The organism is Candidatus Schekmanbacteria bacterium, from assembly GCA_016219965.1.
Classification (GTDB): domain Bacteria; phylum Schekmanbacteria; class GWA2-38-11; order GWA2-38-11; family J061; genus JACRJM01.
Map to the genome: position 1 here is coordinate 166930 of JACRJM010000010.1, position 18924 is coordinate 185853.

Genomic DNA, 18924 nt, shown 5'->3' on the forward strand with positions numbered 1-18924 from the left:
CCGGAACAGGACTGACAAGCCACCTCTCGTCTTAATTCACATTTAAAATATCTTAATTCCATGCTAAGCTGGTTTGGCGGATTCCCCCGAAGGCGCATGAAGCTTTAAGCCTGAGGGGGACCGGCAAGCCAGCTCTTACTCTTTTTCACTGATATCTGAACCCTTTACCAGATACTTGATAAACGTCCTTGCGCTCTTTGCAGTCCTTTTTATCTCTTCCGGATGCATTATCATCTGCATCATCTTATATAGGAGATATCCGGGGCGCAGATAAAAAGACCGTCTGGCATAATCACAGAATTTTACAATTTCAGCCGAAGAAAGTTTCTCAGTCCTTATTACCGTGTTGTGAAGACCATCAGGGGTAAGCCACTTCGAAAAATCATCTGTGGAGATCAAGCCCCGCTCCTTGTACCAGTTGTAAGCCTCTGTACCCGGATAGATCATCACCGGATAGAACTGCACTGTGTCGGGCTTTAATCTTTTTGCAAGCTCAAGGGTTTCCATGAGAGTCTCTTTTGTCTCCCCCGGGAGCCCTGCCATGAAACAGCCGTGAATAAGGATGCCGGCTCTTCTGGCATTTTTCATAAACCCTTCCATGTCTTCAACGGTGATTTTCTTTTTCATATTCTCGAGGATCAACTGACTGCCGCTCTCAAAGCCAACACAGAAACAGCGGCACCCGGCCTCTTTCATTATCTTCATGGTATCATAATCAAGCCCCACGCGTGCATTGGCTGTCCATGAGATATTTATCTTTTCCCTGATTATGGACTTCGCAAGCTCTTCACATCTTTTTTTATTTACTGTAATGGTATCATCTTCAAAAAAGACCGCTTTTGCCTGCGGGAAATTTTCAACTATATATTTCATCTCAGCTACAACACTCTCTATGGAGCGGAGCCTGAACTTTCTCCCCATGAGGGTTTGCGGATAAACGCAGAATGTGCAGGGGAAAGGACATCCCCTGCTTGTAGTGATAGTCACCATTGGATAAAGGGCATTTGGGTTAAAGTAATTCTCTATTTTAAGGAACTTCTTGTAAACCGAACTCACAAATGGAAAAGCATCAAGGTCTTCCGTAAAAGCCCTCTGTGGATTGTGAATGATTTTATCGCCGTCACGAAAACTTAAACCTGATACTTCCTTTAAATCTTTTTTCCCGGAAAGTACTGCTGCAAGCTCAACCAATGTCTGGTCATATTCGTAACGTGCAACGGCATCAACCCTGCCGTCAATGCGGATCACTTCGTCAGAAAGCGCCGACACATGTGTTCCCACAAGGACAATGAATGATGAGGGGAATATGTCCTTCAACCTTCCTGCAACATCAACATCATTATAAATGCTCGGAGTGCTCGTATCGAGGACTATAAGATCAGGAGAAAATCTTTTCCCCCGCTCAATAACTTCTTCAAAGGAATACCCGTCAGCAGGGGCATCTATTAGGTCAATCTCATGTCCCGCCTTTTGAAGCGCCCCGGCAGCATAGGCAAGCCACATCGGGTAATAGAGTGTGCCGCTCTTGGTGACAGCAGGGCTTCTCTGCGGACGGGAAAATTTTTTAAGATATGGAGGATTAAGCAGAAGTACATTCATTTATGTTACCTTTCTTGTTATTTCATCATATTGTCTAAGCTGTTCCGCGAGGAACCCCTGCTTCCCTTTGAACTCAATCGCATGAACAGGGCAGACAAGAAAACAGTATAGACATCCTATACAACCGTTATCTGTGTTTTCCAGCTCAATAGGAAGACTAATGCCGACAGGGCAGTAATCCGCACATTTCCTGCATCCTTCAAGGCAAAGGTCCTCTCTGAACCTTAGCCCTTCAAGAAACATCTCCTCCTTTATATAGTTGTCCTGCCTTAACCCTGTCTTAAAAAGAATAGCCCCGAAGAAGGATGTTGTGCAAAGATAGTTGAAAAGTGCTGTATTGCGGACCGCCAGAAAATACTTCTGCCGCTTCGGGCTGTGTATGAAAGATGCAAAAAAGTTAGCCTTAGGCTCAATGAATTTTTTCGATATCCCTGAAAGGTCAAACTCATCTGCAAATTTGCGGTGCTCCGGTGTTATTAAACCTGAATCAGCGGCAGCTTTAAGTACTCCGATCTTTTTGTAATCAAAAGTGGCGATCTTTGCACAGACCAGGTCTATGAGGTATGGGTCAGTTCCGGTAATAATTACACCTGTTCTTACGGGCGTTCCGCGCGTAGGTCCGAGCCCCTCCATTGATATTATGCCGTCAACTATATGGAGATGTGGTTTTACAACTTTATTAATATTAAGAATATTGCGGGCAAGGCTCTTATGGGCCTTTTTTTTATTGTCCTGTCCTACAAGGCATCCTATAAGATTTTTAATGGAAAGACTCATCCCTGCCTCAAAGTGGGTCTTGATCTTTGGCATATTTATAAAAAAATCTGCCTCAACACATTCCCTTGCGACATCCGCTTTTATCCCATTTTCAAAATCTATCTCCAATTTATCAGAATAATTGAGGTCAATTACTTTCACACCATAATGATTTGCAAGCCTGTCAACGGCAAGCCTTGAGATAACGCTGATATTGCTCCTGTAAAATCCGCTGTTCGTCCCTTCCCCGATGGTAATGTCCCCGTATCCCTTCTCCCTGAGATATTCTATCATGGCAGCGACAATCCGCAGATCTGTAGTGTTACCTGTGAGTGCATTCATGTTGCTATTCAGATTTGGCTTGATCAGTATCTTCGCTGACTTTGAAGAAGGGAAAAGGTCGTTATAGGTCTCAAGGGTATTAAAGAGCTTCTCCCTTATCTCCCCCCTTGATCCCACCTTTAATAGATCAAACCTAAACATAGTTTTTCCAGTAATCCCAAAAAATAGTTTTTGTTAATCCAGAAGCGGCAGCGATTTGCACTCTGCACTGAACAGCAGGTGCTCCCGTGCAAACCACAGCCGCTTCTGTGCTCAGATGGCTTGGCAGTTCCTGCGGAAGGCACCTGCTGTTTAGTACCGGAGCAGGACTGACAAGCCAGCTGCTAGATTTATCAACATAGAATCTCATCTATTGCATTTTTAACATCTTCTGTCTTCACTGCCAAGATGCAGTTTTCCCCTTTATCTATATATGGGCACTCCTTCTCATTGCACGGGCAGCAGGGATATTCTTTTTTCAGTATAATGCACCTGTTCCCTATGGGCCGCCACTGTGCCACCGACTCCGGACCAGAAATCAAAACAACGGGCACGCCGGCACAGGCTGCGATATGTGACGGACCGCTGCTTGTACCAATAAAAAGCCGGCACATATCAAAAATCGCCTTTAACTCTTTTAATGAACCGGTTGTTCCTGCCGCGGAAATAACAGAGCTATCGCAACCTATCATTTCTCTTAGTCTGTCAACAACCGGAGCTTCACCATAAGCACCTGTCAGAATTATCTTTGCCCCATGATTTGATACAAGATAACGGCCAACTTCGCCATATCTCTCAAGCGGCCACTGCTTCAGGGGAAGTCTTGCACCCTGATGAATCACAACCGTAACATCATTATTATTGATATTATACCTGCTAAAAAATAATTTTGCGAATCCCCTCTCTTTTTCTCCAATGAACATCTCCGGCAAAGCCGTCTTATCAACCTTAGCGCCAAGAGTCTCCGCTATGATTGTGTGATATGCTGATTCATGTGTGTGCGGCGGATAATCGGCTACGGTAGTAAGTAAAAACCATCCCCCTGATGAGGCAAAGCTCACCCTGAACGGTATCCTTCCAAGGACAGTCAAAAGAAAGATGTTGCGTGCATCACCGCGAAAGTCAGCGGCAAGGGTAAAACGCTCTTTTCTTATCAATGACAAAACACTCCTGTACTCGCTTAAAGCAGTTTTAAAGTCTTTTTTAAAAAACCATGGTGGATCATAGGTTATAATTCTGTCTATATAAGGGTTGCCTTCAAGCACTTCGCGCGACTTAGATGACACAAGGTAAGAGATATGCGATTGGGGGAACCTTTCTCTTATCCCTTTCAATGTATGGGTTGTGAGCAGGACATCACCGATGTAGTCTGCGCGGATAAGTAGGATTTTCTGAGGACTATCCGGAACAGGCTTTCTCCCGACTATCTTCCATGGCATAAAAATATGACACAAAGCCCATAAGAAAAATCCTGCAAGGTCTATAAAAAAAACTATTATCTTTGTCCGAGTATTTACAAATTTATACAATGTTGATCCCGGTTCTCCACCACATTATCGAGAAAAGCCCCCGCCAGCACCATGAGGAACCCGTCTATGAGCCACCTGTAGCGGCTTAGTACAAAAAAATTAGCATATAATGCCGTAAACAAAATTAGTATAAAAAAGATAAATGACAGCTCTCTCCATTTTTTTCTGCTTACATATATTCCGCCAGCCGCAAGAGGGAAAAGGAACATATAATGAACTATATAAATTACATTCCCTGGGAAAGAGGCGAAGGCGGGTTTTCGCCCTTCGGGAGGTCTGTATATCCAGAAGTAAAAACACTTTGTTGCCACTCTCTTTACATATAATAAAGGTTCATCTAAAACATAATCAATTCCTGCCTTATACAAAAGACTTTCCAACTCTGTTTCCGAAATATCTCCTACTCTCTCTCTTATCTCATTTGGAAGATAGGCACGTGTCCTGCTCGTCACAAATGACTGGAACTCTGCGGGCGACTTGATTTTATCCGGTACATCTTTCCGGGTTACAGCGGGGTCAGGCTCTCTTCCTCCGATATATTTTTTATATGCCTCCACATCTACATCCCAGCCTGTATCCATTGTAAAAGGGTTATTGCCCATCCAGAAATTGAACCCGCCATTGGTAGAAATATTGGTAATCCTTCCATGCTCTTGATAATTTCGAATACACCAGGGAATGATTATTATGATGTATAGACAAACGAGTATTAACCCCTTCCTCAATACATAGCTGCTTTTGTTCATACGCCAGTATAAAATAGCAAATGGGATGAAAATTAAAGCCTGGGGATAGCTTAAAGTCATTATGCCAAGCGATACTCCTGCATAGAGGGCAACCGGCATGGAAAAATTCTTACTGCATCTGATAATTAACAAAACAGAAAGCGCAATCATGAATATGTCGCATGTCAAAGGATAAAAAGATGTGGCAGATGAAATAATAAATGGAGGATAGAACGAGGCAAGCCCCATTGCTATTAATGAAGCCCTCCTGCTGAAAAATTCCCTGCTGATAAAGAAAATCAGAGCACAGGTGATGACTGATAGGATAATTTGTAAAATCAGAAGATACAGATAGGGATGGTCAAAGGTTTCACGGGAAAAAACCATAAGATAAGGATAGAAGGGCGGGAAAAAAGATTTCAACTCAGCTCCGTTCCTTAACCCGTAAAAATCAAAGGCAAAACCTTTCCCTGCTATTATATTGTCAGCGATCTGTCCATATTCAAGGGTAACAGGGATCTTCCATGACCTGCCGGCCATCAATGCGATAAGCCTTAACAAAAAAGCGGCAAAGAGAAGGCCAAAAAATGATGGGCCGTAAAAGATGTTGGAATCACTTTTATGTCTCAGCAATTCCTGCTCCATTTTTTTTAGCCAGCCTGACTATTGCCATTCCGAACGCAAGCTGCAGCCAGATCATTCCATAAACATATTCAAAATCCGTAAGACCATTGACAAGAATCCCACTTAGATTGGCGATAAAGGCGAGTATCATCGTCCTGTAGTATTTGTCTGTCGTTACTCTGTAAACATCAACTGACTTTTTCATCGCATAGCCGAGAATGGCAAGCCAGATGATAAGCCCGGTAAATCCGAGGTCATAGAGAGTGGAAAAATATATGCTGTGGGAATGGGGCCATGGATAAAATTCATGCTGCATTCCCCCCATGCCTACTCCGATGCCATAGGTTTCAAAAATTTTCACAATCCCTTTTTTCCAGAACATCATCCTGTAAGAAACAGACGTTGTCCCCGATGAAGTAGACATGGTACGCAGGATTCCGAACTCGATGGTCCTGCTCAGGTCGTCTATGTGGGAAGCGAGAAAACCAAAAAGTATGAGAGACAACATAACCAGATAAGAGGTAAATATCCTTTTCTTAAGAAATTCGTTTCTGAATATAAAAACAGTCGCTATTGCCAGAAGCCCAAGCAAGCTCCCCTTTGTAATGGTTGAAAGATGTCCTGTAAAAAGAAACATGAGAACAACAAACATTATAAATTTTATTATCTTCTTCCTGCAAAGGAGAATTACGGCAAAGGTGTATGAGATTACCGTGTTAAGATAGAAGGCCGTGGCAGGCGGTGAAAGGATGCCGTGCCCCCTCATGATTTCAGGCCGGGGGTTGAAGGTGAAGGCTAAGATCAGATTCCTGTAGTTATAGTATATTTCTCCCGGGTAATCTAAACCCATTGAATAAAGCGCAATAACAGTTGTGATTACACCTGCAGCTACCGTAGCCCCTATAAGCCAGTTAAGGTATCTCTTTGTCTTTATGATAAGATAGCAGGAGACTATCATCATTCCGTCGATCACAAAGTTATATGTTTTAAAATATCCGTTTGACCTGTCAGCTGACCAGAAAAGTGTCAGACACCCCCATAAAAAGAAAAGCAGATAGAGAAAAAAGAACTTGTCTTTTTCCAGAGATTTAATCCTCTTATTCCCTAAAGTAAGAGCAGCCAGAGATGATATAAAAGCAATTACTGCAAAAACATGATAGATAAGAAAAGTTTCAACTACATTGCTGCCAAGAATGAGATAAAGAGCTGCCTGTTCAACTGAAATGGTAAACACTACCAGAAACAAAGAAATCTCAGGAACAGAAAAAATGAATGCCATAAAGAATATGGAAACAACAGCGGCCGCAAAATAATAATTAGGATATAAAAGAAGCAGAACAGCGATTAAGAGCTGAAAGACTATTATTTCAATCCAGAGAATTTTTTTATTTATTACGTCAGACTGCATTACTTCTTCTCAAACACTATGACCTGAACAGATGGTAGAGTAATGTCTCTTTCAATTTTCACGGTTGTGGAACCGCTTATGGTATTACTTTCTATTACTTCAAGGTTGTGGGCATCATCTACGCTGTAGATTTTATACGAAATCTGTTCCCCGCTGCTCCAGGGAAAATTTTCGAGAGTAAGAGAAAGCTTTCCATAAGTTGTAGGGCTTGAAATGCTTAAGTCCGTTAATGCCTGATCATAATTCTTCATTTGCTTAGGTATAGCAGCAGTGTCTCCCTTTCTCTTTGTCACATATGTATTCATATAGAAATCAACATCAAAGTTGGCTGCCACAACTGTAATCTTTTTGTTGTCGCCTGAAATACCGGCAAGGACAGCAGCATTAAGGTTTTTGCCGGCAGCAGAGTCTTTAAGGATGTAAGGTGTATCCTGCAGCATGTTAAATCCTTTGAAAGCATAATAGACAGGCTTGGGTTCATAATTATTGAATACCATAGAGTAATCATGACCCGGAAAATCTGTTCCTCCATATCTTATTGAAAGCTCAAGCCCTGATTTCACCATATTGATAAGAGCCAGAATATTGTTGGAAGCCAGATCCGTTGTGTCAAACTCAAGGTTATATCTTCCACTCCACTGGTCCCCCACCATGACATTCCATTCGTCGTTGCCAACCTTCGGGGTACCGTAAAGAGGGCTCATGTTAGGATATTTCTCAAGATTTCTCTTTATTGTGCTTATCTGATCATTGAAAAGCGGATAAACAACCGGAGAATAACCGTGAACCGTAAAATAGTCCACCGGGACATTGTACTTGTTGCAGTAATTTAAAAAGTCCTTGGCCCAACTGCTTGCTTCAGAAGACGATATAGAGAATCTGCCCGATGCCCTGTCAGCGATGACGGCATTCCCAAAAACAAGCCCCGGTCCTACAACTATAAAATTTGGATCAACATTTTTTACAGCCTTTGCCCAAACCGCGAAGGCCTTGAAAAATTCATCTTTAGTCCCATTCCAGTACATGGGATTGTCAGGTTCATTCCCGAACCTGAACATCCTTATCTTGTAGTTGTGCCCCCCCTGTTTGCCTTTTGTAAGATATTTCAGCATGCTTTGCGTATAAGTACGAAACCCGTCAAGGTCTTTAAAAGGCTGAGGAGGGTTGTTGAACCATAGCATTGGTTCTATGCCAAGCTCGATAGCCCTTTCTATATGATCCTCTGCAATCTTGATAAATCTTAAACTGCCTATACTGTTAGACTTTGAAAAAAGCCTGTCATCAGCAGGCACAAGTGTTTCTATAAGCCGGAAGCGGGCATCACTCAAAAGATTAAAACTTTTAGTCACTTCATCAGGATTGGTAAAGACACCAAATACATTGTCATTTATTTTTCCCTTTTTAGACGCACAGTCAATGTTTGCCGTAAAAACAGAATTACCGGCAACACGTTTAACAGGAATTGATTTCACCTTTGCAAAAGCTCCGCAGTTAAAAGAAAGAAAGCTGCTTAAAAAAAAGAATATCATCATTAATTTTAAAGCATTTTTTTTTCTAACCATTGGACATCTCCTTTCTTCCTTAAATAAGATATGCAGGAAGTATTCTCATGAAAAAAATTCTCATGTTTATTAACAAGCTAAAGTATTTAAGTGGAAAAAACAACATACTAAAAAGGATAAAGAAGCTGTCAAGACCCGCCCCCCCGCAATACCCTTTTTACTCCTTTTATAATCCGTGAAAAATTCAACATTATCGTATTGGCAATCTTTAAAGATGGATTCACATAAAAAAGTTTCGAAAGCTCCTCATCTCTTTTGGGCAGCAGTTCATCTTCAGTAAGGCTCACTCCTTCTTCAATGGCCATTCTGTAAATATCAGTATGCGGCTCAAGCCGCGGGTTATTGAGAGGAACATTGATATTTCCCCTTGCTATATAATTATACCATACAGACAGCAGGAAAAGCTTAATAAATGAGATAAGGTCCTGTCCCGGAGGATTAAAAAAGAAGCAAAAAATGAAATTAATATCCTTATTTCTTGAGGCTAATTTAAACGTCCTTTTAATCTCGCTGACATCAATTGGTTTCTTAAGTAGCTTCAATGATTTCTCAGAATTTCCATCAGGAGAAAAAAACACCAGATCGCACCCGCTTTTTTTTAAGAGGCCAGCAAACTCATCGTCAAATCCAATCTCTGTGAAATAAGCACCCCATTTCATTTCAAGCTTTCTTCTTATTATTTCATTGCAGATTTCTACGGCATGTTTTTTGGGAAGATTGAAAATCGCATCAGCGAACATGAAAGTCTTCACCCCATAGTTTGCTGATAGGTTTTCCAGTTCATCAACTATATCCTGCGGAGGCCTTTCCCTTATTCTAAGGCCATTCAAAAAAGAATAATTGCAGTAAATGCACTTTAACGAGCAGCCGCGTTTTGCAAGTACACCGAGGCTGTAAGGATCCCTGTAATTGGATGGAGGCAACAGATCCCGTCTCGGATGTTTTTCCCGTTCAAAGTCCGGCAATTCCCTTCTGCCGGTAAACTTAATATCCGTACCATCCCTGTAATAGACCCCCTTAACATTCCCGGGAGTCTCAAAGTTTGAAAGCAGCTCAGGAAACGTTTCCTCTCCTTCGAGAAACACGCCGAAGTCAAGTTCCCTGTACCTTCCCATTATCTGAGGAGCAAATATGGAAAAGCCCGGCCCGCCAATGACAATCTTTGCACCCGGGACAATCTCTTTTATTATGGAAAGCGAAGGGGAGAGCGTTTTGAGATAATAAAAGTTATCGCTGAAGGTAAGCGTATCAACATTTCTTACAGATATGCCAACTACATCAGGATTAAAATCTTTAAGACCCTTCCTCAGTCCTTCGTAGGGGTCACCGGAAGTATTAGGATCATAGATCCTTACCTCATGACCATCAAGCCTGCTTGCAATATAGGAAAGACCTAAGGGGTAGAGGACAAGCTCTTTTCTTCCGAGATATGACTGGAATAGGAATATCTTCGTTGTGATTTCATCCTTTTATATGAGTTTAACAACCAGTAAAGCATCTTCCCTGTGCTTTTTCTATCAAAAAACCACACTGCAAAATCGCTGACCAGCATGGCAACTATAAAGCCCGGAATGGGGAAGTTGATAAGATGAAGCATGAAGTTCATGTAAGTCTCTTTCTCAAAATTGAACTGTTTCCTGAACCCCTTAATAATATCACTTTCCTTGAGCAAGCCGTCTTCCAATGCCCTGTAGTAAAGCTGGGTCCCGGGGAAAAACACGAGTGAAAAAACCTGGATATGACGAGGTCTAGGAAGACTTGCAGCAAACCTCAGGGTAGTAAGGAAATCCTCTTTCTTTTCGTAGGGGTTGTCAGTTATGAAATCATAAAAAGGCATAAGACGGGCTTTGAACTTGTTAACCGTATTCACAGAATCCAGAACCTTTTTATTCGTTATGCTCCTGTTGTATATCTTTCTTGTCCCTTCGCTTGCTGTCTCGATGCCAATCTGTATCTGAAAGAGTCCGGCATCGACAAGACAGGCGAGTTTTTCTTCGTTCACTGTCGCAGGACTGCCAAGACACCTGAAAGGGAGAGATATCTTTTTACTGTAAAGCCCGGCAAATTTTTTTATCTCCTCCTCCGGTATGGCAAAGAATGAATCATCGCTTATAAGCATTATCTCGAACTTCCTGAACTTCATTTTAATCTCTTCCATTTCAAAAATGACATTCTCCGCAGACCTGTGCCTCAGATACTTTTCCCCCTTGTAAAAATTCCTGAATGTAAAACAATATGTGCAGCTGTGAGGACACCCTCTGGTAACCATGGTCTGATAGATGGGCTTGCCGTTTTCCGGGTCCCTGAAAATGAATTTCATAAGAAGCTCTTCATCCATTTTGAAGATGCTGTCCTTGTCTTTATCAAAAATATAATGCTCATCAAGGGAATAATCAGGAACAGGAAGATCATCGAGGCTTCCTTTAAGAGGCATCATCGGATTTTTTATAATCTCGCCGTTCTTCTTTACCCAGAGCCCCGGGACAGTATGGTAATCGCGTCCTTCCGAAATGCGCCGAGTGAGTTCCAAAAGCGTGTCCTCCCCCTCTCCAAGACAGATGATATCGCTGTGTTCAATGCAATACTCAGGTGCAGCTGTGGGATGCACTCCTCCCCAGATTACCGGGGCATCAACATGTTCTTTGAGATAATCAGTAAGCTGAATTGCCCTGTCGAAATGACATGAGAAAAGAGATATCCCGACCAGCATGGAATCCTTGCACAGCTCCGCAACCTGTCCAAGCACTTTGTCGCTGTATCTGTAAATCTCGTTTTCATTCGCCTCCATATCAAACTTCATGTCCGGAAGGAATATGAGCTTCGTAGGAATCCCGTTTTTTTTCAGATATGCTGAGAGAGACCTGATGCCAAAAGCACTTATGTCGCTCTGCGGAGATATCAAGGTTACAGTCATATTTGTTTTTCTCTCTTCAATGAATTAATAGCTGAAGCTCTCTGTTTAGCCTGAATCTTTTTATAGTAATAATAAGCTCTGTAAAGCAACTTTCCTATGCTTTCCCTGTCGAGAACCCATACAGCAAAATCGCTGAGTAAAATACTGAACACAAATTTCGGAAGCGGGATATTTATAAGATGAAGCATGAAGTTCATATAATTCTTTTTTTCAAAATGGAACTGTTTCCTGAACATCTTCATGATGTCGCTTTCCTTTATCAGACCTTCTTTAAGGGCCCTGTAGTAAAGCTGGGTCCCTGGGAAAAGCACGAGAGAAAAGATCTGAAGATAATAGGGCCTTGGAAGATTGGCGGCAAATCTAAGCGTTGTAAGGAAATCTTCCTTTTTCTCGTAAGGATTGTCAGTTATAAAATCATAATAAGGCATAAGCCTGCCATTGAACTTGTTAATAGCATAAGCAGATTCCATCACCTTGCTATTCGTAATAGTCCGGTTATATATCTTCCGCGTTGCTTCGCTTGCTGTCTCTATCCCCATCTGTATCTGAAAAAGACCAGCGTCTACAAGATAACCAAGTTTCTTTTCAGTAACGGTTGAAGGACTTCCAAGACACCGCATGGGGAGGGATATCTTCTGCCTGTATAGTTCGGCAAACTTTTTAATCTCCTCTTCCGGTATGGCAAAAAAAGAATCATCGCTTATGACAACCATCTCAATCTTCCTGAACCTGCTTCTTATTTCCTCGAGCTCAGAGACAACATCCCCGGCAGACCTGTGTCTCAGATACTTTTCACCTTTATAAAAATTCTTGAAGGTAAAACAATAGGCACAGTTGTGCGGACATCCTCTTGTCACCATGGTTTGATAGGTAGGCTTTCCGCTTTCAGGGTCCTTGGGAAGAAACCTTATAAGGGAATCTTCGTCCATCTTGGATATTCTGTCCTCACCGCTGTCGAATAAATAGTGTTCCTCAAGCGAATAATCAGGATGCGGGAGCTGATCCAGGTCACTTTTCAATGGCATCATGGGGTTTTTTATAATTTCCCTGTCCTTATTTATCCAGAGACCGGGAACTGAAAGATAATCATCGCCTTTAGAAATTCGCTGTGCAAGTTGAAGAAGGGTATCTTCCCCTTCGCCGATGCAGATGATATCACTGTATTCAAGAGAATGCTCGGGTGCGGCTGTCGGATGTATCCCTCCCCAGACTACCGGGGAGCTGATATGTTCCTTTAAATAATTCGTAAGTTCTATGGCCCTGTCGAAATGGCATGAAAAAAGTGATATCCCGACCAGAACGGAATCCCTGCAAAGCTCTGCGACCTGTCCAAGAACAGATTCACTATAACGATAAGCCCTGTCTCCATTATCCCCTGTATCGAACTTAATGTCCGGAAGGAATATGAGTCTTGTGGGAATTCCGTTCTTTTTAAGGTATGCTGAAAGCGACCTTATGCCAAAGGCGCTGATATCGCTCTGCGGTGATATCAATGTTACCGTCATATTATTCTCGTGTATGTCCTGTTAATTAATTTACAACTAAAATGTATGCAATATATGAAACATCTAAACATCCTGGAAGATATGCTGATTTCCCTGTACAGGGTTTTTTCTAGCCACATACAGAAACATCCCATAGTGAGAAGGATATTTTTCAATGTAACTGGCCAGAATTCCTGCAAAAGACTGCGTTGCCTTTAGTATTGCATCATCTTTTGGAATTTCATTGTCAATACCTATAGGCTCTCCCAAAATTATCCTGTGTCTTTTGTCGCTTCCGCGTACCATAAAAGCCGGTACCAGAGAAGCTCCTGTCTTCATTGCTATCTCTATCGCCCCTGTTGAAAGAAGTACCTTGCGGTCAAGAAGATCAACTCTTGTCCGCCTTGCTCCGGCAACCCCATCCATGGACATTACTACTATCTCATTTTTTTTAAGGGCCTCAAATATTGATTTTAAAAACCGGTCAATATAAAGGAATTTGACCGGAAGCTTTTTTTCCGACTCGTACTCCATCTCCATTATCCTGTTATCAACAGCATTGCTCCATCCATCTTTTACAAACGATGTGGGCCTTATGGCAACCTGATTAACAGGATAGCCTTCAAAGCCAAGCACAGGAAGGATCATTTTGTATGAGCCGAAATGGGAAAGGCATATCATTACTCCTTTCCCGTTCTTAAGCGCATTGTCAAGGTTCTCTTTCCCTTCTATCTCTGAAATCCTTCTTACTCTTTCCTTATTCATCCTGCTGAACTGCCAGATGTCAAAGGCGTTTTTTCTGAAATTTCTGAAGCAGTCGCGCACTATGATATCAATGTCTTTTCCGTCAAGTCGCCTTCCAAGAAGAGCCCGGAGTTCTGCTTCAACTATTCCTCTCTTATGTTTTTCTATGGCAAATGACAATGAGCCTGTTATATCGCCTAACAAACAGCTCAGGTTGTAAGGAAAGAGTTTGAAAATATTTCCAACAGTGTAAAGAAAAAAAAGTTTTAAAATCCTCTTTATGTTTTCAGCAATTCCAGACATTACCTTTTCTCACCTATAACTAATATTACATCATCATCCCATGTATCCAAGCCCTTTAAGGCGATCCTTTATATTTTCAGTTTCATCTTTTCCCTCTCCCGATGCGGAATAGCCGGACAGGTTATCTGATGTATAAACAGGTTTTCTTCCTTCAGTAACGCTCTCCTCGAAAGCATCAACAAGAACTTTTCCATCCAGATTGTCGGGGATTGGTATACCCAGGATATAGAACAGTGTAGGCATGATATCTATAATCTCTGCACCCTTAATTTCATTTTCTTTTTTAATCCCCCCACCGCTCATTATTAAAATACCATTGGGCTCATGGTCTGAGGACCATCTGTTGTCCTTCCAGAAAAAATCATCAACAAGGTTGCAGCTGCTTATAACCTTCCCCTCTACGAGCACATCATTGCAGGTGTAACCGGTTTCGATCTCGAGGACTATGTCAGAAGCCTTTTCAAGCATCTGCCCTGAATAGATTTCCTCTCTTTTATGTGCCTTTCTTATCACTTTTAATCCTGTTTCAGGGTCAACGAGCGACGAAAGCTCCGAAATCACCTTGTCCCGCAAACTCTCATACTCCTCCCCTGTATTTACTATTCCCTGCGGGTTTCTCCCCTGAAGATTAATATAAATGTTGCCGGCAGGCCCAAAATGAAATACTTTTGTTTTCCCCCAGTCTATATTTATCAACTGCAAAGCAGGGATCTCGTTTACTTCCACTTTAAAGACAGCTTTAAGCTTTTTCTTAATACTTTCAGGGAACATACTTTTAATAAACATGAAAGGCTTAAATATGTACTTCCTCAAAGCCCCCGGATTTTTATATTTAAGGTATCCTCTCTTTTCAAGGAATTTATTGATGACAATTGTTTTTGAAACAGTTGCTGAGCCATGGTCTGAAACTATTATCTTATGTGATTTTTCAGAGGCTTTATCCAGCAGAGCTCCAACTGAGCGGTCAACTTCCTTATATACTGAAAATACCGCATTATCATTTCCCGGAGCTTCAAGCATATCCTGCCAGAAATCATGCTGAACCCTGTCGGTTGCCACAAAAACTATGACAAAAACATCCCATGCATAATCCTCCATAAGCTTAAGCGCTGTGTCGGTCCTAAGCCTGTTCATGGCTATCACGTCAGCAACATATTTCTCCCGGTCAAGAATCTGATTAGAGTCAAGGGTGATGTCAACAACATATTTTCTAACCTTACTTTCAATCTGCTCATAGATTTCCTTGGGATATGTATAATCATCAACGCCTTCAGGAGCATCCATCCCTGATATCATGACGCTTTCAACCTTGTCAGGGGGATATGTCATTGGTACATTTATTATGATATTTTTAAGCCCTTCCCGCGATGTGTACATCCAGAATGGAGGCATCCCCCTGTCCTGAGATTTTACGAACTTTACAAACCTCGGATCTTTCTCTGACAGTTCACCGAAATTTAGTATCCCATGTTTTCCAGGGTTTGCTCCTGTCATGAAGGAAGTCCATGCACAGGGGCTTAAAGGGGGAATAGATGATTTAAGTTTTCCATGCGTCCCTTCATTAAGTAATCTTTCGATATTGGGAAGATGCCCTTCCTTCACCCATGGGTCAATGAGGTCAAAGGTAGCGCCGTCTATTCCAATTATAACTACTTTGTTCTCAGCCAAGTCTCTCCCCTTTTTTCAAAACTATCTTTTTGAAAATATCTATATCTTCTTTATCTATTGCGCCTGAAAGGAACAATGTGATGGTACAGAAGACAATGCCGGCAATGACTGATAAGGGAATATTCATACCCTTAAACAGGAAAAATCCTGCAGCAAGAGATAGGGCTGAAACAAGAGATTTTGCAAGCATTGAAAAAAAAGCGAACGTAAAAACATGACTGAAAGCAAAATACAGAATCAGGAAAAAGTAAAAAGCCGAACCTGCCGCATAGGCAATTCCTGCTCCAAGATTGCCGTAAGCCGGAATTAACCAGAGATCAAAAGGAACCTTTAACGCTATTGTTACAAGGGAGCAGAAAAAAACTATTATCTCCTTGTTCGCAGCTGCCATCAGCAGGCTGAACAGCGGCACAAGAAATGTAAAAAAAATATTGAGAGAAACTATCGAAAAAACACCGCCGGCAGCATCATACTTGGCTCCGAAGATGATATCTATTATCTGATTGGAAAAAGAAAAACAGACGACTCCGCCGAGCAGTCCTCCCATAGCAAGGAGTTTACAGATTTTACTGAAAAGGAATATAAGCTTCTCTTTCTCTTCCTGGCTTCCCTTAATCATCCTTGACATTACAGGAAAGAAAGATGTGATCATAACGGTCGGTATAAACTGCGCCGCTGAAAGGATGGAATAAGGGGCATAGAAGAGAGATATTTCCTCGTTATCAGCAAGATATTTAAGGAAGAATATTTCCATATTGTTGCAGCACGCCATAGAAAGAGCGATTAATCCCATGACATAAGTATATTTAAAAAAAACGCCAAGCTTCACCTTGTCGAAATGGAATACGGGTTTGATAAAAACTCTTCTGACTACTATAAAAACTGCAATGAATCTTAAAACCGAAGCAAGAGCCTGCGAGTAAAAAATAAACAGGAAACCTAAATTCAGGTAACATGCAAAGGCTATAAATATGAGGTTTATTGCCTGGAAAAATATCGTGATATATGCATCATACTCCATCCTTTCAAAAGCCTTGAAAACAGCCTGATACATCATGGAAGAAGCAATGAGGATACGCGTTACTGCAACAATAAAAACAGCAAGGGAACCCTCAGGTGTGAGATGTAAAAATGGGATAGATGCAAGAATAAAGATGAACACTGCACCGGAAAGGCCCCAGCGGATCGTAAGAGCGTTTCCCAACGCAAGCGGAGCAGCTTCCCTGTCACAGGCCATTTCCCTAATGCTCACTATCTCAAGACCAAAATAAGTCACAGTTACCGCAGTGGTGACAAAAGAAACTATAAAACCATACCTGCCGTAATCCTCTAATGACAGGTATCTTGTTATTATAAGTATAACAGCTAAGTTGCCGGCAATATCCAGGATACGGGCTATCGCGGTTGCAATGAAGTTTCCTACAAGTCCGCTGTTTTGCCCATTGATTGCTGCTTTTGATGATTCTGCCCGAGCTGTCGTCATTTAATGTCCTGCTTATGCATTATTAATAGAGACTGAAGGAAGTTCTTATATCTCTGGCCCGGTTTATAACAATTCCGTAAGGTGGGATTCCGCTGTCGCTGAGTATGTTCAAAGATTCTTTGAAATGGTTTGCTTCAGTCTTGAAAAGCGAAACTACCATGACAGGAATCTCTACGTGGGAAGCAAGAGAGTTTGTAAAGATATTTCTTCTTACAAGAGAAGTGCAGTCCATGATTATAAAATCGTATTTACTCTTTAGCTCATCAATAAGTTCCTTGAATTCCGGCATCCCCAAATACATGGAAGGAAGGTTTTTACCTTTCCCAAGGGGAATGATGTCAAGCCCCTTTATATTTGAACTCTTAATAACTTCCTCAAGCGATGCCTTCTTGTCGAGGTAATCCTTAAGGCCTGGCTTTGATTTAAGACGGAAATATCTTTTAAGTCTGCTCTGGAAAAAATCAGCATCAATAAGTACCACCCTTTTGCCGCGTTCAGCTATTACACGGGCAAGATATGAAGATATAACCGATTTCCCGTCACCTTGTGTGGGGCTGAAGATGCCTGTAACTTTATTGCCTGTTTTTATAATACCTGAACCAATATCCCCTATGCTGTCAAGAAACCGCTTGTTCCAGTAGAAAGTGACCCATCTTACAAAAGGCCATGACACCAGAGGCACGATCCCCAATATAAGTCCGCTGAAATCTTTTCTTACCGGGTCAATGGCCTTGTATGTGGTATCAAAGTATTCTAAAGTGAAAATAAGGAACAACCCTATTACTATGCTGAGTCCGCCCCCTATGCCGAGCACCATACCTGTATTGGGAAGATAAATGTCATTGGCAGGATCGAAGGAAGGTTTTGCCCTTTGAATGAGAATTGCATTCGTTATATCCATTTCTGAAAGCATCTCAGCAATAGCAATTTGTTCATCAATCATCTTATTACTGTTATCAAGCACATCCATTTTTCTCTGTATTTCGTTAAGTCTCATCTGCATCACAGGTATGGCAGCAAGCTGTTTCTTTACAGTTTCAATCTGTTTAATTATAGAAAGTACATCAGGGTGTTTTTCAGTAAGCTCAATCTTAAGGGCAGGAAGTTTAGTCTCAAGCGAAACAAGCTGTTCTTCCAGCTGTTCCTTCTTCGTGCTTAAGTCAGCAAAGCCTCCTTTAAACATGATATCGCTTACGTCACTTTCATATTCATCCAATTTTTTGACTATCACTTTCTGCCTGGCTTTTAATACAGCAGCAGTTTTAGTCATCTCAGCCCTGTTGAGATTGAAATAAAAATCCATGGTCTTTTCGCTGACCCTGTTTGCAATTGCTACAGCCTCTTCAGGATTGCTTGAATAGCCGGTTATTGAAAAAATTTCAGCGCTCTCTATCTGTGCAACCTTCACCCCTTTTTTCTGTGAACTCAAAAGCTTATATATGCTGAAAGTGTCAATAAAGAATTTGTCACCTTCAATAAGTTTTCCGTCCTCATTTTTCAGGTTTAGCTCTTTGATAACCGGGTCAACTACAGTTCTGGTCCTGATAAGTGTTTGATAAGTATCAATTACATTTTTCTCCTGAATATAATTAAACTTCCCAAGATCATCCGGGCTATTTGAAAATATCTGGGGTTTATAGTCTTTGATATTTATCATGAGCTTTGATGTAGCGCTGTATATTGGGATTACTTTCTTTGAAAGAAAAATGGGAAGCGCTACAAGTATCAGCACTGATATTATAAGGACGTATTTTCTTCGCCAGATTATCTCAAGATATTTTATCAGTTCCATTTATTATATTTA

14 protein-coding genes are annotated in these 18924 nt (G+C 41.4%); all 14 read right to left on the bottom strand.

Annotated features, from left to right (window positions below):
- Positions 1–135 precede the first annotated feature (135 nt).
- Entirely contained in the window at positions 136–1599 is a 1464-nt protein-coding gene (locus HZA77_12330) for a radical SAM protein (GenBank protein MBI5376218.1), read from the bottom strand.
- Positions 1600–2838 carry a DUF362 domain-containing protein gene (locus HZA77_12335; protein MBI5376219.1) on the bottom strand — a complete coding sequence of 413 codons (1239 nt, stop codon included), beginning with the start codon at positions 2836–2838 and terminating at the stop codon, positions 1600–1602.
- Positions 2831–3046, bottom strand: coding sequence for a hypothetical protein (locus HZA77_12340; GenBank protein MBI5376220.1), 216 nt, complete (start codon positions 3044–3046; stop codon positions 2831–2833). Before HZA77_12340 ends, HZA77_12335 begins: the two co-directional genes overlap by 8 nt.
- Positions 3030–4205 (bottom strand): glycosyltransferase family 9 protein, encoded by a 1176-nt coding sequence (locus HZA77_12345; GenBank protein MBI5376221.1) that lies wholly within the window; start codon positions 4203–4205, stop codon positions 3030–3032. Before HZA77_12345 ends, HZA77_12340 begins: the two co-directional genes overlap by 17 nt.
- Complete coding sequence (locus tag HZA77_12350) at positions 4190–5563, bottom strand: glycosyltransferase family 39 protein (protein ID MBI5376222.1); 1374 nt, start codon at positions 5561–5563, stop codon at positions 4190–4192. Before HZA77_12350 ends, HZA77_12345 begins: the two co-directional genes overlap by 16 nt.
- Positions 5550–6962, bottom strand: a complete 1413-nt coding sequence (locus HZA77_12355; protein ID MBI5376223.1) for an O-antigen ligase family protein — start codon at positions 6960–6962, stop codon at positions 5550–5552. Before HZA77_12355 ends, HZA77_12350 begins: the two co-directional genes overlap by 14 nt.
- On the bottom strand, positions 6962–8524 hold the full coding sequence (locus HZA77_12360) for a hypothetical protein (protein MBI5376224.1): 1563 nt from the start codon (positions 8522–8524) through the stop codon (positions 6962–6964). Before HZA77_12360 ends, HZA77_12355 begins: the two co-directional genes overlap by 1 nt.
- Before the next feature lie 128 nt (positions 8525–8652).
- Positions 8653–9639: a radical SAM protein gene (locus HZA77_12365; protein MBI5376225.1), complete on the bottom strand. Its 987-nt coding sequence runs from the start codon at positions 9637–9639 to the stop codon at positions 8653–8655.
- A 278-nt stretch (positions 9640–9917) separates the two neighbouring features.
- Positions 9918–11438: a B12-binding domain-containing radical SAM protein gene (locus HZA77_12370; GenBank protein MBI5376226.1), complete on the bottom strand. Its 1521-nt coding sequence runs from the start codon at positions 11436–11438 to the stop codon at positions 9918–9920.
- On the bottom strand, positions 11435–12943 hold the full coding sequence (locus tag HZA77_12375) for a B12-binding domain-containing radical SAM protein (protein ID MBI5376227.1): 1509 nt from the start codon (positions 12941–12943) through the stop codon (positions 11435–11437). The genes HZA77_12370 and HZA77_12375 overlap by 4 nt, the downstream gene beginning before the upstream one ends.
- A gap of 63 nt (positions 12944–13006) precedes the next feature.
- On the bottom strand, positions 13007–13969 hold the full coding sequence (locus HZA77_12380) for a lysophospholipid acyltransferase family protein (GenBank protein MBI5376228.1): 963 nt from the start codon (positions 13967–13969) through the stop codon (positions 13007–13009).
- 33 nt (positions 13970–14002) lie between these two features.
- Positions 14003–15637 carry an alkaline phosphatase family protein gene (locus tag HZA77_12385; protein MBI5376229.1) on the bottom strand — a complete coding sequence of 545 codons (1635 nt, stop codon included), beginning with the start codon at positions 15635–15637 and terminating at the stop codon, positions 14003–14005.
- A complete protein-coding gene (locus tag HZA77_12390; GenBank protein MBI5376230.1) occupies positions 15630–17120 on the bottom strand; it encodes a flippase in 1491 nt (496 codons plus the stop codon). Before HZA77_12390 ends, HZA77_12385 begins: the two co-directional genes overlap by 8 nt.
- A gap of 22 nt (positions 17121–17142) precedes the next feature.
- Positions 17143–18912 carry an AAA family ATPase gene (locus HZA77_12395; protein ID MBI5376231.1) on the bottom strand — a complete coding sequence of 590 codons (1770 nt, stop codon included), beginning with the start codon at positions 18910–18912 and terminating at the stop codon, positions 17143–17145.
- Between the last annotated feature and the right edge of the window lie 12 nt (positions 18913–18924).

What these genes read in the sequence shown, in the direction of transcription:
- HZA77_12375 (MBI5376227.1), bottom strand. Translation starts at nt 12,943, where the DNA reads ATGACGGTAACATTGATATCACCGCAGAGCGATATCAGCGCCTTTGGC.
- HZA77_12340 (MBI5376220.1), bottom strand. Translation starts at nt 3,046, where the DNA reads ATGAGATTCTATGTTGATAAATCTAGCAGCTGGCTTGTCAGTCCTGCT.
- HZA77_12370 (MBI5376226.1), bottom strand. Translation starts at nt 11,438, where the DNA reads ATGACTGTAACCTTGATATCTCCGCAGAGCGACATAAGTGCTTTTGGC.
- HZA77_12355 (MBI5376223.1), bottom strand. Translation starts at nt 6,962, where the DNA reads ATGCAGTCTGACGTAATAAATAAAAAAATTCTCTGGATTGAAATAATA.
- HZA77_12365 (MBI5376225.1), bottom strand. Translation starts at nt 9,639, where the DNA reads ATGGGAAGGTACAGGGAACTTGACTTCGGCGTGTTTCTCGAAGGAGAG.
- HZA77_12390 (MBI5376230.1), bottom strand. Translation starts at nt 17,120, where the DNA reads ATGACGACAGCTCGGGCAGAATCATCAAAAGCAGCAATCAATGGGCAA.
- HZA77_12335 (MBI5376219.1), bottom strand. Translation starts at nt 2,838, where the DNA reads ATGTTTAGGTTTGATCTATTAAAGGTGGGATCAAGGGGGGAGATAAGG.
- HZA77_12380 (MBI5376228.1), bottom strand. Translation starts at nt 13,969, where the DNA reads ATGTCTGGAATTGCTGAAAACATAAAGAGGATTTTAAAACTTTTTTTT.
- HZA77_12395 (MBI5376231.1), bottom strand. Translation starts at nt 18,912, where the DNA reads ATGGAACTGATAAAATATCTTGAGATAATCTGGCGAAGAAAATACGTC.
- HZA77_12330 (MBI5376218.1), bottom strand. Translation starts at nt 1,599, where the DNA reads ATGAATGTACTTCTGCTTAATCCTCCATATCTTAAAAAATTTTCCCGT.
- HZA77_12360 (MBI5376224.1), bottom strand. Translation starts at nt 8,524, where the DNA reads ATGGTTAGAAAAAAAAATGCTTTAAAATTAATGATGATATTCTTTTTT.